Below are 15,999 nucleotides of genomic sequence, written 5' to 3'. Positions count from 1 at the left end.
AAGCTAAACTTTTACGGACACGGCAGGATTTGCGGCAGGATCCTGTTCCGCATGGCGGACAGGTGCCGCAGAACAGCACAGGTCACGGAGAAACGGTGCCGTCAGGCGACCGGAACGACATCGACGGCCTGGTCGGTCTTGTGGCTGCCATAGCTCTTGAGGACGCCGATGACCGGCGCGACGTCGGAATAGTCGCGGCCGTGGCCGACGACGATGTGGTCCGTGCCGGCGGGCACGTTGTTGGTCGGGTCGAGCTCCACCCAGCCGAGCATCTTGCCGCACCAGACGCGCACCCAGGCATGCATGGCGTCCGCCCCTTCCAGCCGCTCCTTGCCGGGCGGCGGCAGCGTGCGCAGGAAGCCGCTGACATAGCCGGCGGGAATGCCGAGCGCGCGCAGCGCGACGATCATGATATGGGCGAAGTCCTGGCAGACGCCCTTCTTCAGCCGGAAGGCCTCGATCGGCGTGCTGTCCACGGACGTCGCCTTCGGGTCGTAGGTGAAGTCCTTGTAGATCCGCTCGCACATCAGGCCGGCGATCTCGCGGACGGTCATTCCGGGCTTGGCGATGCCGCGGGCATAGGCCGCGATCGTCGGGTCCTCGGCCAGCCGCGGGCTCGGTGCCAGAAAATGATGGGGCGAGCCGGGGTCGAGCGACCAGACGGCGCCGATCTCTGCGGGAAAGGCAGCGAGATCCGGCGAGAAGTCCGCCGTGGGCATGGCGGTCTCCAGCTGCACCCGCGCCTTCATGTGGATGACGAGCTCGTCGTGAAGCTTGCGAAAGAGGATCGACGTCGCCGGATTGCGGAAGAAGTCCAGCATGTCGGTGCGCTCCTCGGGCACCGGGGAGCAGGTGACGGTGCCCGCCACCAGCCGCTGGCGCGACGGCAGCGACAGCGGCAGCACGCGCACCATATGGCGTCCGCCGGATACCGGGATCTCGTAGCTATAGGTGATCTTGAGACTGATATCGTAGAGCATGGATCCGCCGCATCTGGTCCGTCCCCGACCCTCGCCCCGCGGGCGCCGTCGTTCGTCCCGACTCTATGCCCTGTTTGACGCTCCGACGCATCAGAAAAGCGGCCGCGTCCCAAAACGACGAGACGGCCGTACGGCCCGCGCCGCGTCAGCTCAGATAGGTCTGGGCGAGGATATCGGAGAAGCGCTCCATCTCCTTCTCGAGGTGCTCGTAGACCTCGCTCGTCATGCCCTCGGGCGTCATTACCGCGAGACCCGAATGCAGCCGCAGCGCCTCGCGATAGAAAGGCGACATCTGGCCGTTCTGAAAGGCGTTCGGCAGCTGCTCGACTTCGGCGCGGATTTCGTTCAGCTGGTAGAGGATGGAGCGCGGGTTGAGCGGGTCGAGCGCCAAGAGGTCGGTAACCGTCAGAGGCGCGGTGTTGACGTTGTAGCGGCGGCGGTGGGTCATGACGCTGTCGCCGATCTCCAGCAGCATGTCGAGCGCCCCGTCCGGCGCGTCCCCGCCGGACATATGACCGAGCAGGCGGGTCATGTGCATGCCGCGCTCCAGATAACGGCCGATCGACAGGAAGCGCCAGCCGGTGAAGCGGTACATGTTTTCGTGCACGAGACCGGCAAAGCCCGCGAGCTTGCGCAACAGGATGGTCATGGCATGCGTCGCGTCGTCGCCGGCCTCCACCGTCGCGCGGAACTTGCGCACCGTCTTCGACAGGTCGTTGAGCGCCAGCCAGCCATCGGCCGAGAAGCGGTCGCGGATATTGCTCGCCGAATAAAGTGCGCTGTCGATATTGGCGACGAGGCTGTCGGGCACCGGCTGCGCACTGTCGATGTCGAGCACCTTCAGGTACGCCGAGATGTCCTTCAGCAGTGGCATTTCGCTGTTGGCATTTTCGGCGAACCGCCCGTGCCAGGCGCGCAGGATGCGCAGGGCGCCTTCCGAGCGCTCGATATAGCGGCCGAGCCAGAAGAGGTTGTCGGCCGCCCGGCTCGGCAGGCTGCCGGGCATGGTGCGGATGAAGGTTTCGTCGGAGGTGAGGAGCGTCGTCCGCTCGACCGGGCGATCGCTGACGATCCACACGTCGGCCGCGGAGCCGCCGGCCTGCATGGCGATGGCGGCGGCGTCCGCCCCGCTCGAGATCCGGGCAAAGCCGCCGGGCATGACCTGCCAGCCGTTGCGCGTGCGGGCGAGATAGACGCGCAGGCTCATCGGCCGCGGCGTCAGCTTGCCATCCACCCAGGCAGGCGTGGTGGAGAGCGTGACGACCTCCTGGCCGACCAGCTTCTGCCCGTCATTGGCCAGCCAGTCGCGGATCGACAGCTTGGCATTCTCGCGCATGGACGAGCCGAGCACCGACCGGCCGTTGTCGTCGAAGAAGGGGCGCGTCGAATAGGCGGGGCCGATAACCATCTTCTCGATGTTGCGGGCCACCTGCTCGCGCTCGGGCTTCTGCCCGCACCACCAGGTGGCGATGCTCGGCAGCAGCAGGTCCTCGCCGAGCAGATGGTGACAGATGGTCGGCATGAAGGCCAGGAAGGCGCGCGTTTCCAGAATGCCGGAGCCGAGCGCGTTGACGATGGACACGGTGCCGGAGCGCAGCGCGGCCAGCAGGCCGGGGGTGCCGATATGAGAGCGCTGGTTGAGCTCCAGCGGATCGGCGAAGGAGGAATCGAGGCGGCGCCAGAGAATGCCGATCGGCTTCAGGCCGGCGACGGTGCGCACCATCACGCGTCCGTCCACCACCGTCAGATCCTCGCCCTCCAGCAGCATGAAGCCGAGATAGCGGGCGATATAGGCGTGTTCGAAATAGGTCTCGTTGGCGAGACCCGGCGTCAGCACGGCGATGCGATCGTCCGGCGAGCGCTTGCGCATCTGCAGGGCATCGCGGAAGGCGACGAAGAAGCGGGCAAGACGGTGAACATGGGTCTCGGCATAGATGTCGGAGAAGGCGCGCGTGGTCGCCACGCGGTTTTCGAGTGCGAAGCCGGCGCCGGAGGGGGCCTCGGTGCGGTCGGCAAGCACCCACCAGTTGCCGTCCGGACCACGGCCGATCTCGAAGGACACGAAATGCAGGAAGTTGCCGTCGGCCGGCGGCACGCCGACCATGGGCCGCAGGAACTCGGTATTGCCCGCGACCAGGGCCGGCGGCAGGAAGCCTTCGTTGACGAGCGTGTTCGGCCCGTAGATGTCGGCGGCGATCCGTTCGAGAAGCTCGGCGCGCTGGATGAGTCCGAGCGACAGCTCTTCCCATTCGCGCTCGGCGATCAGCACCGGAATGTGCGACAGCGGCCAGCTGCGCTCGGAATTCTCCTTGGTGCCGTAGGCGCGATAGAAGACGCCGGCATCGCGCAGATAGCGGTCGGCCCGGGCAAAGCGGTTGGCAAGCTCGGCCTCGTCCATGCGGCCGATGGCCGAGACGAGGTGCTGCCAGACGGGACGCACCTTGCCCTGCGCATCCACCATTTCGTCGGCGATGCCGGGCAGGGCGCGATAGTCCGCCACCGGGTCGCGCGCCCGCCTGGGGGCCTCGGCAGCGGCCGCTCCGGCCGCTCCCCCCTTGGTGGTCCCGCCCTTGATGGCCTCCGCCGTCGGCTTCTGTGTCATGTCGTCCTACAATCCCGCCGGCCGACGCAGGTCGAGGGTGAAGGGGAACTCCGGCGACGGGGTTTCCGGCGTCAGCGCATAGCCGCCGGCCGTGTGGCCCCAGGGCTCGAACCGCGCCAGCCGGCGTGCCTCCGCCTCGTTGCCGTTGACCGGGAACGTATCGTAGTTGCGCCCACCGGGATGGGCGACATGGTAGATGCAGCCGCCGATCGAGCGGCGCGACCAGGTGTCGTAGATGTCGAAGGTCAGCGGCGTGTTGACCGGCAGGACCGGATGCAGGCCGGCCGCAGGCTGCCAGGCCTTGTAGCGCACGCCGGCGACCGACACGCCGTTGACGCCCGTCGGTGTCAGCGGCACGGGGCGGCCGTTGCAGGCGACCGTGTAGCGGCCGGGATTGGCGGTTTGGAAGCGGACCTGCAGGCGTTCCACGGAGCTGTCGACATAGCGCACGGTGCCGCCGATCGCCCCCTGTTCGCCCATGACGTTCCAGGGCTCCAGCGCCTGCCGAAGTTCCAGCTTCGCGCCCTCATAGGTGACCTCGCCGCAGAAGGGGAAGCGGAATTCGAGCTGTGCCTCGAACCATTCCGGGCGGAAATCGAAGCCGTTGGCGCGCAGGTCGGCCAGCACGTCGAGAAAATCGGCCCAGACATGGTGCGGCAGCATGAAGCGGTCGTGCAGGGTGGTGCCCCAGCGCACCAGCCTGCCATCGGCCGGATTCTGCCAGAAGCGGGCGATGAGGGCGCGCACCAGAAGCTGCTGGGCGAGCGACATGCGCGCGTTCGGCGGCATTTCGAAGCCGCGGAATTCGACGAGGCCGAGACGGCCGGTCGGGCCGTCCGGGGAAAACAGCTTGTCGATGCAGATTTCAGAGCGGTGCGTGTTGCCCGTGACGTCGGTCAGGAGGTTGCGGAACAGGCGGTCGGTGAGCCACGGAAGGGGCGGGACGCCCTGGCCGGGCAGCGGCACCTGCGCCATGGCGGTCTCGAGCTCGTAGAGGCTGTCGTGGCGGGCCTCGTCGATGCGCGGCGCCTGGCTGGTCGGGCCGATGAACATGCCGGAGAAGAGGTAGGAGAGCGATGGATGGCGCTGCCAGTGCAGCACGAGGCTCTTCAGCAGGTCGGGACGGCGCAGGAAGGGGCTGTCGTTCGGGTTGCGCCCGCCGACCACCACATGGTTGCCGCCGCCGGTGCCCGTGTGGCGGCCGTCGATCATGAACTTGTCGGCGCCGAGCCGCGACTGGCGCGCCTCCTCGTAGATGACCGAGGTGATGTCGACGCATTCCTGCCAGCTGGCTGCGGGATGCACGTTGACCTCGATGACGCCGGGGTCCGGGGCGACGCGCATGACGTTGACGCGCTCGTCGTGCGGCGGCGCATAGCCTTCGATATGGACGGCGAGGCCGAGGTCGCTTGCCGCGGTTTCGGCCGCTGCGATCAGGTCGAGATAGTCCTCGATCCGCTCGACCGGCGGCATGAAGATGCAGAGGCGGCCGTTCTGGGGCTCGACCGTCATGGCGGTGCGCACGGCGCCGCCGATCTCAGCAAGCACCTGCTCGTTGCGGTCCTGCTGGGCTTCGGCCGCCTGGAAGGAGGCCTCCGCCATCGCCCGGTCCGGCTTCTGGGCGCCGGCGGCACGGCCCGGGCCGACCGGGAAGTCCGGCAGGGGCGCGCGGGGGATCGAGGGATCCGCCTCGTGGATATAGGGAAACTGCGACGGCGGGATGTAGGGCAGGGCGCCGAGCGGGATGCGGTAGCCGACGGGGCTGTCGCCGGGCACGAGGAAGATCTTGCCGCGGCGCGTGCGCCAGCGCTCGCTCATCCATTTACGCCCGCCCGTCTGTCCGCCGGCGGCCTGTGCGTTCCAGGCCTGCACGGGCAGGACGAAGCCGGTGGGAACCGTCAGGCCGCGCTCGAAGACGCGGGCGATGCGGCTGCGCTCCTCGGCATCCTTCAGCTTGGAATTCGAGGGATCCACGTTTTCGGGCAGGCTGCCTTCCTTGATGATCCATTCCGCCGGGTCCTCATAGGCCGGCAGGACCATGTCGGGCTCGATGCCCAGGGCAACGGCAATGCCCGTCAGAAGCTTTTCGGCCTCTTCAGGTCCCGCCTTGGTGTCCACGTCCTCGCGCGCGACGAGCTCGGGATTGCGCCAGATCGGCACGCCGTCGCGGCGCCAGTAGAGCGAGAAGGTCCAGCGCGGAAGGCTTTCGCCGGGATACCACTTGCCCTGGCCGTAATGGAGGAAGCCGCCAGGCGCGAAGCGCTCGCGCAGGCGGCGGATCAGGTCGTCGGCCTTGGCGCGCTTGGTCGGGCCGACGGCATCGGTATTCCATTCGCCGGATTCGAAGTCGTCGATCGACACGAAGGTCGGCTCGCCGCCCATGGTCAGGCGGACGTCGTTGGCGGTCAGCGCGGCATCGACCTCGTGGCCGAGCGCGTTCAGCGCGTCCCAGCTTTCGTCGGAGAACGGTTTGGTGATGCGCGGATGTTCGGCGACGCGGTCCACCCGCATCTCGAAGGCGAATTCGGTCCGCGTGTCGGGATCGCCGGCAAAGCCGCCCGAGATCGGCGCGGCGTTGCGGTAATGCGGCGTGGCCGAGAGCGGAATATGGCTTTCGCCGGTCAGGAGCCCCGAGGTCGGATCGAGCCCGACCCAGCCGGCGCCGGGCAGGTAGACCTCGCACCAGGCGTGCAGGTCGGTGAAGTCGACCTCGGTGCCGGAGGGGCCATCGAGCGCTTTCAGGTCGGGTGCAAGCTGAATGAGATAGCCGGAGACGAAGCGGGCGGCGAGGCCGAGATGGCGCAGGATCTGAACGAGAAGCCAGCTGGAGTCGCGACAGGAGCCGAGCGCCTTCGTCAGCGTTTCCTCGGGCGTCTGCACGCCGGGCTCCATGCGGATGACGTAGTTGACGGCCTGCTGCAGCCGCATGTTGATGCCGACGACGAAATCGACGGTGTTCATCGGCGTCCGGTCGAGGCCGTCGAGATAGGCCTGCAAGGCCGGGCCGGCGGGCTCGGGCTGGCTGTAGATGGCAAGGTCTTCGCGAATGTCTTCGGGGTAGTCGAACGGCCAGGTCTCCGCGCTCTCTTCCACGAAGAAGTCGAACGGATTGTAGACCGTCATGTCGGCGACGAGATCGACCTCGATCTTGAACTCGGTCACCGGGTCGGGGAAGACGTAGCGCGCGAGATAGCTGCCATAAGGGTCCTGCTGCAGGGTCACGAAATGATTGGCAGGCGTTACTTTCAGCGCGTGGCTCAGCACCTTCGTCTTGGAATGTGCGGCCGGCTTCAGGCGGATCACCTGCGGGCCGAGGCGGACGGGGCGGTCGTAGGTGTAATGGGTCAGATGGTAGATACTGGCTTTGATCGACATGCGGTCCCCTCGATGACGGATGGACTGTGTGCAATGCAACGAAATAAAGCAAGGCTGAAAAATCGGCAGGTCGGCTGCGGCCCTGCCATCGCAAGTAACGCGACGACGCCCGGCCGGATGCCATGCCGACAGAGGTGAGCGGTGGACTTTTGCAAGGATCCGCCGGCCTTCGCCGACCGGTGCGCGGTCGGGGCGGCAAGCGGGCCTGCGCGCGGTGGCAGCAGGCCCGGATGTCTCTGCCTAGTCGGGCAGGATGCGCACGGCGCCCTTGTCGGCAGAGGTCGCGAAGGCGGCATAGGCCTTCAGGGCCGTCGTCACCTTGCGCTTGCGCAGCTCTGTCGGCTTCCAGCCGCTGGCGTCCTGCTGCGCGCGGCGTTGCGCCAGCTCGTCCTCGGACACGCGCAGCGAGATCGTGCGGTTGGGAATGTCGATGTCGATCATATCGCCCTCGCGCACCAGCCCGATCATGCCGCCGTTCGCCGCTTCCGGCGAAACGTGGCCGATGGAGAGGCCGGAGGTGCCACCCGAGAAGCGGCCGTCGGTGATGAGCGCGCAGGCCTTGCCGAGGCCCTTCGATTTCAGGTAGCTCGTGGGGTAGAGCATTTCCTGCATGCCTGGTCCGCCCTTCGGGCCTTCGTAGCGGATGACGACGACGTCGCCGGCCACGATCTGGTTGGAGAGGATCGCCTTGACGGAGGCATCCTGGCTTTCGAAGACGCGGGCGGGGCCGGAGAATTTCAGGATCGACTCGTCCACGCCGGCCGTCTTCACGATGCAGCCGTCGAGCGCGATATTGCCCTTGAGCACGGCAAGGCCGCCATCCTTGGAGAAGGGATGCTGCGCATCGCGGATGACGCCCTTTTCGCGGTCGAAGTCGAGCTCCTTCCAGCGGGCGCTCTGGCTGAAGGCAACCTGTGTCGGCACGCCGCCGGGCGCGGCGGAGAAGAGTTCGAGAGCGGCCGGATTGTCGGTGACGGCGATATCCCACTGCGACAGCGCGTCGCCCAGCGTCTTGGCATGCACGGTCGGCAGGTCGGCATTGATGAGGCCGGCGCGGTTGAGCTCGCCGAGGATCGCCATGATGCCGCCGGCGCGGTGCACGTCTTCCATGTGCACGTCGGCCTTGGCTGGCGCCACCTTGGAGAGGCAGGGAACCTTGCGCGACAGACGGTCGATATCGTCGAGGTTGAAGTCGATCTCGCCCTCGTGGGCGGCGGCCAGAATGTGCAGGACGGTGTTGGTCGAACCGCCCATGGCGATGTCGAGCGCCATGGCGTTCTCGAAGGCGCCCTTGGAGGCGATCGTCCGCGGCAGCGCGGTTTCGTCGTCGCCTTCGTAATAGCGCTTGGTCAGGCCGACGATCGTGCGGCCGGCTTCGAGGAACAGCTTTTCGCGATCCGAATGCGTGGCAAGCGTCGAGCCGTTGCCGGGCAGGGAGAGGCCGAGGGCTTCCGTCAGACAGTTCATGGAATTGGCCGTGAACATGCCGGAGCAGGAACCGCAGGTGGGGCAGGCCGAGCGCTCGATGGTCTGCACGTCGGCATCCGACATCTTGTCGTCGGCCGCAGCCACCATGGCATCCACGAGGTCGAGCGCATGGATCTTGCCGTCGGACAGGAGAACCTTGCCGGCCTCCATCGGGCCGCCGGACACGAAGATCGTGGGGATGTTGAGGCGCAGCGACGCCATCAGCATGCCGGGGGTGATCTTGTCACAGTTGGAAATGCAGACCATGGCGTCGGCGCAATGCGCGTTGACCATGTACTCGACCGAGTCGGCGATGATCTCGCGCGAGGGCAGCGAGTAGAGCATGCCGTCGTGGCCCATGGCGATGCCGTCATCGACCGCGATGGTGTTGAACTCCTTGGCGACGCCGCCGGAGGCCTCGATCTCGCGGGCGACCAGCTGGCCGAGATCCTTCAGGTGCACGTGGCCCGGCACGAACTGGGTGAAGGAATTGACCACGGCGATGATGGGCTTGCCGAAGTCGCCGTCCTTCATACCGGTGGCGCGCCACAGGCCGCGGGCGCCGGCCATGTTGCGGCCGTGGGTGGTGGTTCTGGAGCGATAGGCTGGCATGGCGTTTCCTCGAAGCGTTTATGAGGCTCGGGCGGGGCCTGGTTTTGGCTTGGGCGCGACGTCCGACGACAGTTTCGGCGGTTCCTAGCGCAAAACCGCGTTCGCGTCACGGTCTTCATGCGGCAATCCGGTACGGTGCGATCAGGTTTTTCACCCCCCGGTTCTTCGCAACTGCAAAAGAGTTTGCTCATGCAGCACGGCGGGCGGGAACCAACAGGCGGGCCTGCCTGTTGATGCAGCGCCTGCGCGACGGTCCTCCCTGTTGCACCGGGTTCCCGCTTCGCTTCGTCCGCTCCTCCCAGAAGGCAGGTCTTTCACGATGACAGTTCCGATCGCCACCTATCGGCTCCAGTTCCGCAACGGCATGACCTTCGACAAGGCCATCACGCTGATCGACCACTGGAAGGCGCTCGGCATCAGCCATCTCTATGCCTCCCCGATCTTCGCCGCGACGGACGGATCGACGCACGGATACGACGTCACGGATCCCAACGCCTTCGACGCGGCGCTTGGCGGACGCGAAGGCTTCGACCGGCTGTCGGCGGCACTGAAGGCGGCCGATCTCGGCCTGATCCTCGATATCGTGCCGAACCACATGGCCGCATCGCTCGAGAACCGCTGGTGGCGGAGCGTCGTCGAATGGGGAGAGCAGAGCCCCTATGCGCATTATTACGACATCGACTGGTCCCGCCCGCTGACCATTGCCGAACTGGGCAAGAGTTTCGACGAAGCGCTGGACGACGCGGAAATCGAGATCCGGCTGGATGAGGCTGCCGGCAATCTGGCGCTCGGCTATTACGAAAGCAACATTCCGCTGCATCCGTCGAGCTACGGCGCGGTGCTGGACGGCGCGCCGGGTACGCTCGGCGCAAAGATCGCCGCACTTGCAGCGTCAGCGTCCGCGCAGGAAGACGAGGCGTTTCACCACACGATGCAGACGCTGATCACGGGAAGTTCGCAAACGGACCGGGGGGCGCTCTCCGCCTTCCTCGCCGGCCTGCCGGTGGAGCGTGTGAAGGCTGCGCATGAGGCGCAGGCCTTCCGGCTCGTGCACTGGAAGACGGCGGCGAGCGATCTCAGCTATCGCCGCTTCTTCGAGGTTGCGGGGCTCGCGGGTCTTCGCGTCGAGGCGCCCGACGTCTTCGATGCGGCGCACAGGCTCGTTCTGGAACTGGTGAAGGACGGCACCGTCGACGGGCTGCGCATCGATCATGTCGACGGTCTCGCCGACCCCGAGGGCTATCTGAAGACGTTGCGCGCGGCGGTCGGTCCCGACGTTTATCTCGTGGTCGAGAAGATCATCGAGGAGGACGAGCGCGTTCCCGCGAGCTGGCCGATTGCGGGGACGACCGGCTACGAGTTCATCGCGGCGCTCGCACACCTGTTTACGGATTCCTCACAGGCAAAGGCGCTCGATGACGCCTATGCCGCGTTTGCCGGCGACACGGATTATCCGTCGATCTTGACCGCGGCGAAGCAGCTGATGCTGGATCGCAACTTCGAAGGCGAGATCAAGCGGCTCGTGGCGCTGGCCGGTGCGTCCGTGGGTGAGACATACGATGCCAAGGCGCTGGAGCAGGCGCTGAAGGCCTTGATCACGGCATTTCCGGTCTACAGGACCTATGGCACGCGCGATGCGCTTGGCGCGGACGACCGCAAGATTCTCGACGGTGCGGCGGAAGAGGCGGCAGGCATGCTGTCCGGCGAAAGCCGCAAGGCGCTCGATGCGATCGTCGTGGCGCTATCGGGTGCGACCGAGGGCGATGCCTTCGAATTCCGCAGCCGGTTCCAGCAGGTGACCGGCCCGATCATGGCGAAGGCCATGGAGGATACGGCTTTCTATCGCTACCACCGCCTTCTCGCGCTCAACGAAGTGGGCGGCAACCCGGCAGAAGAGGCGATGTCGATCGCGCATTTCCACGCCGCCATGCAGCGACGGGCGGCCGAACAGCCGCACGCGATCACCACCACCTCGACCCACGACACCAAACGCGGCGAGGACGCGCGTGCGCGCCTCTACGCCATCAGCGAGGCGCCCGACGTCTGGGCGAAGGCCGTTGCCCGGTGGCACGCGATGAATGCGGGTCTGATCCAGACCCTCGCAGACGGCCCGGCGCCGGACCCTGCGGTCGAATGGGCACTCTATCAGGCGCTGGCCGGCGCCTGGGAAGGGACATCCGCGACACCGGACGCCGCGACGCTTGAGGCCTTCAAGGAGCGTTTCTCCGCTTATGTGGAAAAGATGCTGCGCGAGGCAAAGGAGCGCAGCGACTGGTCCGAGGTGGACGAAACCTATGAAGGCGCCGTGCAGGCTTTTGCCGCCGGGCTTCTTTCGCCGGATAACAAGGCGTTCCTGGGTGATTTTCTCAAGACCGTGCAACCCTTCGCCGAGGCTGGCCTCGTCAACGGGCTGACCCAGACGCTGGTGAAGATGACGGCGCCGGGCGTGCCGGATGTCTATCAGGGATCGGAGCGCGCCGATTTCAGTCTGGTCGATCCCGACAATCGCCGCATGCCGGACTATGAGGCCATGACGACGCTTCTGGGAAAGGCCGAGGGATTTCCGTTCGATGCGGCGGCACGGTCCTCCGGACAGGCGAAGATCGGTCTGACCGCGCGCCTCATCGCGGCGCGGCGTGCCCATCCGGCCCTGTTCCAGGATGGCGACTATCGTGCCCTCGACGTGTCCGGGCAGGGTTCCGGCAGCGTGGTCGCCTATGCCCGCCGGTTGGGTGAAACCGCCGCAATCGTCGTCGCGCCCTGCAAGGTGCTGACGCTTCTGGAGACGGGCGATCTGGAGCATGCCTTCGATGCGGCGCAGCTTTCCCTGCCGGAGGATCTGGCCGGCCGTTCCTACCGCAATGTCCTGCAAGGCGGATCCGTGGCGGTGGGCCAGACGCTCGCGCTGCGCGAGCTCTCAGGGACGCCCTATATCCTGCTGATCACGGAATAGTTGCCGCCATCGATCAGGCCGCATGGAACTTTCCGACCGTCGCAGCGTTAAGTCGCGCCACGGAGTTTGGCCATGGCGCAACGGTCGGGGGAAGTGCACGTGTATCATGTCGGCCAGGAGCGTGACGGCGAAGATTCTTTAGGCTTTGAGGCCCCCATCATCCGGATCGGCGAAAATGCCTGGCGTCGGGAAATGGCGGACAAGATCGCCTTCATGATCGACGGAAAGGCCTATTTCCAGACGCTGGATCAGGCGTTGCGGCTAGCCTCCCGGCGCATCTGGATCATCGGCTGGGATTTCAGCCCCGACATCCGCCTGACGCCCGAACATCCGGAGAGCCCGACGCTCGGAAACCTTCTCCTCTCGCTGGTCGAGGCACGGCCTGCGCTCGAGATCCACATTCTCGTCTGGGCGATGGGGCCGATTTATTCCGGCAAGTCGCTGAAGCTCTTCCGCAAGAAGGGCTGGGCGAGCCATCCCCGCATCCACCTGAACTTCGACACGCATCATCCGCTGCGCGGTTCGCATCATCAGAAAATCGTCTGCATCGACGACACCACCGGCTTCATCGGCGGGATCGACCTGACTGCCCGCCGCTGGGACGACAGCGACCACCGGCCGGGCAATCCGCTGCGCGTGACGCCGGATGGCGAGGCCTACGAGCCGGTCCACGACATGCAGGCTGCCGTTTCCGGCCCTGCGGCGCGCATGCTCGGCGATATCTGCCGCGAACGGTGGCTGTCCGCCATGGACGAGACGATCGCGCCCGTCGAAGGCGCTGCCACCGCTTGGCCCGAAGGCCTCGTTCCCGCCCTGACCGGCTGCCCCGTCGCGATCGCCCGCACCACGCCGGCGACGATCGGCAACGAGGGCATCCACGAATCCATTCACATGCTGACGGATGCGCTGAAATCGGCGCAGCGGATCGTCTATATCGAGGCGCAGTATCTCGCCGCCTTCGGCATCGCCGATATCCTGATCGAGCGGCTGTCGCGGCCCGATGGCCCCGAAGTGCTGATCGTCGTCACGCGTATCTCGCATGGTTTCATCGAAAAGGTGATGATGGGCACCAACCGCGACCGCCTGATCCGCCGGCTGAAACGCAACGACCCGCATGACCGCCTGCGCGTGATGTATGCCGTCGTGCCCTGCGACGACGAGGATGGGGAGCAGGAAGTGCTGGTGCACTCAAAGCTGGTCATCATCGACGATCGCTTTCTGCGCCTCGGCTCCTCGAACCTTAACAACCGGTCCGAAGGCATGGACACGGAAGCCGATATGGCGATCGAGGCCGTCGATGACGAGCAGCGCGCCGCGATCGCCGACGTGCGTTTCCGGATGCTCGCCGAGCATCTCGATTCGACGCCGGACGCGGTCCGCGACGCGATCCTGCGGCTGAACTCGCTGCATGACGGCGTGGAGTCGCTCAACACCGGCCGCCGTGGCCTGCGCCACTTCGATATCGATCTGGCGGAAGGCGAGGAAGATCCGCTGCCCGGCACCGATATCGTCGATCCCGCCGGGCCGATCCATCCGATCGAGACGCTGCGCCGCCGCGCCGGCGCGATCGCCAGCCGCATTCTCGGCCGCGCCTCTTAAGAGGCCGGCCGGCGCTTGCGAGCATCTCTCTCTCTCTCTTAGATCGTCCCTCAGGCCGGCGAGCCCGCATGCCGAGCCTGCGTGTCCTCGCCGGTGCTTGCCGCAGCTTTGCCCGTCTTGTCCTTCATCACGATCTCGCTGACCAGCAGCGTCGGCAGGCCGATGGCGAGCGGGATGAAGTAGTAGATTACCCGGAAGGCGATCACGGCGGCAACCGATTCCGCGCCGGGCAGAATATGCGCGACCGTCGCCTCCAGCACGCCGATGCCGCCGGGGACGTGGCTGATGATCGCGGCGACATTGGCGATGATGGAGACGGAGGCGACCTTGAGGTAGCCGGCCTCAGCAAAGGCCGAGAGCATCTGGTGGAGGCTTGCCGCCACGAAGGCGAAATTGAGCGTGCCGACCGCGATCTGGGCGGTGGCGATCGGCAGCTTCGGCAGGTCGAAGCTCCAGCTCCGGATCGTCAGGGGCTTTCGCACGAAGGCCGACAAAACGAGATAGATGACGGGGGCGATCAAGGACGCGATGCCGATGGCAAAGACGGCGCCGCGGCTGAGCCCGGTCATGTCGGCGGCATCCTGCGGGCGCAGCAGCAGGCTGGCACCGCCGAGGGTCATGAGGCCCAGTGCGACGGTGACGCCGCAGAACAGCACGATCTTCGCCACATCCTCCGCCGTCAGGCCCCAGCGCGCATAATAGCGATATCGGACAGCACCGCTGCTGAGCGCGGCAACACCGACATTGTGTCCGATGGAAAGACTGACGAAGGAGGCGAGCGCCGTCTTGTAGAAGGGCAGGCGCCTGCCCGTGTAGCGCACGCCCAGCGCGTCGAAGCAGGAGAGGCACGCATAGGAGGCGGCGGCGAAGGCGAGACCAAGGAGCAGGTGCGACACGGGAATGGCCCGCATCGCGGTCAGGATCTCGTCGAGCGTGTACTGCCGCAGGGTCTGGAACAGCAGATAGAGGGCGAAGAGAACGGCCGCGACGGCGACCACGCGGAAGACAAGGCGAAGGCTCATTCTGTGGTCGCTCTCTCAAAGGTCCGGCTGATGACGCAGGGCGTGGGCCGTCACGATCGTTCCCACACCGCAATGCAGCACGCAGGCGCGACGGCATTGTCGCAGGGAACGAACTGGCCCCCCTCCGGGTTCCCTCGCCATGCCCGAACACCATATCCAGCCTTCGCTCGACCCGTCCATGGCCACGCTGCCCCGGGCCGCCGGCGTCCTCTCTATCCTGTCCTACAACATCCACAGCTGCATCGGCACCGACCGGCGGATGGACCCGGAGCGGATTGCCGAGGTCATCGCTGCGGCGCAACCGGATGTCGTCGCGCTGCAGGAGGTCGATGTCGGCCGTGCCCGCACCGGCGGCATCGATCAGGCGGCGCGGATCGCCGATCTCCTCGCGATGACGTCGCATTTCCATCCGGCGCTGCATGTGCACGAGGAGAAGTATGGCGATGCCATCCTGACCGCCTTGCCGTCGCGCCTGATCAAGGCCGGCCCTCTCCCGTCCGTCGGCGAGACGCGCGGGGCGCTCTGGGTGGAAGTGATGATCGACGGTCGCGCCGTGCAGATCTTCAACACGCATTTCGGCCTGCGCCGTGGCGAGCGACGGCAGCAGGCGGAAACGCTTCTGGGCGATGCGTGGATCGGCAACGCGGCCTGCCGGGATCGGCCCGTCGTTCTGGCCGGAGATTTCAACGCGATTCCCTCATCAGTCGCCTACGGTCTTCTCAAGCGCCGGCTGCCGCCCGTCCGACCCGCAAACGAGCCGGCACGCATGGGCCGGCAGCCGGCAAGGATGGCCCCGACCTTTCCCTCGCGATTTCCGCTCCTGCGGCTCGACCATATCTTCGTCTCGGACGGTATCGAGACGGTGGCGGCGGGCCCCGTGCGCACGCCGCTGTCGCGTCTCGCGTCCGATCATCTGCCGCTTCTGGCCCGTCTCAAGATCGGCGGTGTGTGAAACGTCGGAACCAACGTCACTCCGGGCCGTTTCTCTTTCGACCTAAGAGGAAAGGATGAGATCATGCCAAATCGTGACCCACTTCCGACACCCGGAACCGAGACGCCGCGGGGCCCGACCTCGACGCCGGGCATTCCCGATCGCGGGCAGGATTCGTCGCCCGTTCCACCCGTGATCGCGCCGGGCGATACCAAGAACCCGAACGATCCGGCTCTGTTGCCGATCGGCGATCCTGCCGGGATCGCCTGATCTCAGGGTGAATGAGACCAATGAAAAGGGCCTTGCACAGCGATGTGCAGGCCCTTTTTCTTTTAACAAAAGAAAACCTCCGCCTATGGCGGAGGATTGGAAGAGTTCTACGCGGTATGAAAGAAACCACCGGGCTTGGATCACGAAGTGATCGAAGACCGGAGGTTATAATGGACGATAACCATCTA

At 66.2% G+C, this 15,999-nt stretch carries 9 protein-coding genes; 4 read left to right on the top strand and 5 right to left on the bottom strand.

Annotated features, from left to right (window positions below; genetic code table 11):
* Positions 1-101: 101 nt before the first annotated feature.
* The 4 genes from LRX75_RS19375 to ilvD form a co-directional block, all read right to left on the bottom strand.
* Positions 102-980: a transglutaminase family protein gene (locus tag LRX75_RS19375; protein ID WP_231816297.1), complete on the bottom strand. Its 879-nt coding sequence runs from the start codon at positions 978-980 to the stop codon at positions 102-104.
* A gap of 145 nt (positions 981-1,125) precedes the next feature.
* Positions 1,126-3,582 (bottom strand): circularly permuted type 2 ATP-grasp protein, encoded by a 2,457-nt coding sequence (locus LRX75_RS19370; protein ID WP_231816296.1) that lies wholly within the window; start codon positions 3,580-3,582, stop codon positions 1,126-1,128.
* A 6-nt stretch (positions 3,583-3,588) separates the two neighbouring features.
* Positions 3,589-6,957 carry a transglutaminase family protein gene (locus tag LRX75_RS19365; RefSeq protein ID WP_231816295.1) on the bottom strand — a complete coding sequence of 1,123 codons (3,369 nt, stop codon included), beginning with the start codon at positions 6,955-6,957 and terminating at the stop codon, positions 3,589-3,591.
* A 240-nt stretch (positions 6,958-7,197) separates the two neighbouring features.
* Positions 7,198-9,036, bottom strand: coding sequence for a dihydroxy-acid dehydratase (gene ilvD / locus LRX75_RS19360; protein ID WP_231816294.1), 1,839 nt, complete (start codon positions 9,034-9,036; stop codon positions 7,198-7,200).
* A 319-nt stretch (positions 9,037-9,355) separates the two neighbouring features.
* On the opposite strand from ilvD, the gene treY reads away from it, so the two are divergent.
* The gene (treY, locus tag LRX75_RS19355) at positions 9,356-11,989 is read left to right on the top strand and encodes a malto-oligosyltrehalose synthase (RefSeq protein ID WP_231816293.1); all 2,634 of its coding nucleotides are present in this window, start codon (positions 9,356-9,358) and stop codon (positions 11,987-11,989) included.
* Between the two features lie 192 nt (positions 11,990-12,181).
* Positions 12,182-13,588: a phospholipase D-like domain-containing protein gene (locus LRX75_RS19350; protein ID WP_231816292.1), complete on the top strand. Its 1,407-nt coding sequence runs from the start codon at positions 12,182-12,184 to the stop codon at positions 13,586-13,588.
* A 50-nt stretch (positions 13,589-13,638) separates the two neighbouring features.
* Here the strand turns inward: LRX75_RS19350 and LRX75_RS19345 are convergent, their stop codons facing one another.
* Positions 13,639-14,610: a lysylphosphatidylglycerol synthase domain-containing protein gene (locus LRX75_RS19345; RefSeq protein WP_231816291.1), complete on the bottom strand. Its 972-nt coding sequence runs from the start codon at positions 14,608-14,610 to the stop codon at positions 13,639-13,641.
* A gap of 178 nt (positions 14,611-14,788) precedes the next feature.
* On the opposite strand from LRX75_RS19345, the gene LRX75_RS19340 reads away from it, so the two are divergent.
* Complete coding sequence (locus LRX75_RS19340; protein ID WP_231816383.1) at positions 14,789-15,562, top strand: endonuclease/exonuclease/phosphatase family protein; 774 nt, start codon at positions 14,789-14,791, stop codon at positions 15,560-15,562.
* Between the two features lie 63 nt (positions 15,563-15,625).
* A complete protein-coding gene (locus tag LRX75_RS19335) occupies positions 15,626-15,811 on the top strand; it encodes a hypothetical protein (protein ID WP_231816290.1) in 186 nt (61 codons plus the stop codon).
* Positions 15,812-15,999: the final 188 nt, after the last annotated feature.

The organism is Rhizobium quercicola (assembly GCF_021168455.1).
Lineage (GTDB): Bacteria > Pseudomonadota > Alphaproteobacteria > Rhizobiales > Rhizobiaceae > Ferranicluibacter > Ferranicluibacter quercicola.
Note: the sequence above shows the minus strand (reverse complement) of the source record. Positions and strands in the feature narration are given on the sequence as shown.

What these genes read in the sequence shown, in the direction of transcription:
- LRX75_RS19375 (WP_231816297.1), bottom strand. Translation starts at nt 980, where the DNA reads ATGCTCTACGATATCAGTCTCAAGATCACCTATAGCTACGAGATCCCG.
- LRX75_RS19370 (WP_231816296.1), bottom strand. Translation starts at nt 3,582, where the DNA reads ATGACACAGAAGCCGACGGCGGAGGCCATCAAGGGCGGGACCACCAAG.
- LRX75_RS19365 (WP_231816295.1), bottom strand. Translation starts at nt 6,957, where the DNA reads ATGTCGATCAAAGCCAGTATCTACCATCTGACCCATTACACCTACGAC.
- ilvD (WP_231816294.1), bottom strand. Translation starts at nt 9,036, where the DNA reads ATGCCAGCCTATCGCTCCAGAACCACCACCCACGGCCGCAACATGGCC.
- treY (WP_231816293.1), top strand. Translation starts at nt 9,356, where the DNA reads ATGACAGTTCCGATCGCCACCTATCGGCTCCAGTTCCGCAACGGCATG.
- LRX75_RS19350 (WP_231816292.1), top strand. Translation starts at nt 12,182, where the DNA reads ATGGCGGACAAGATCGCCTTCATGATCGACGGAAAGGCCTATTTCCAG.
- LRX75_RS19345 (WP_231816291.1), bottom strand. Translation starts at nt 14,610, where the DNA reads ATGAGCCTTCGCCTTGTCTTCCGCGTGGTCGCCGTCGCGGCCGTTCTC.
- LRX75_RS19340 (WP_231816383.1), top strand. Translation starts at nt 14,789, where the DNA reads ATGGCCACGCTGCCCCGGGCCGCCGGCGTCCTCTCTATCCTGTCCTAC.
- LRX75_RS19335 (WP_231816290.1), top strand. Translation starts at nt 15,626, where the DNA reads ATGCCAAATCGTGACCCACTTCCGACACCCGGAACCGAGACGCCGCGG.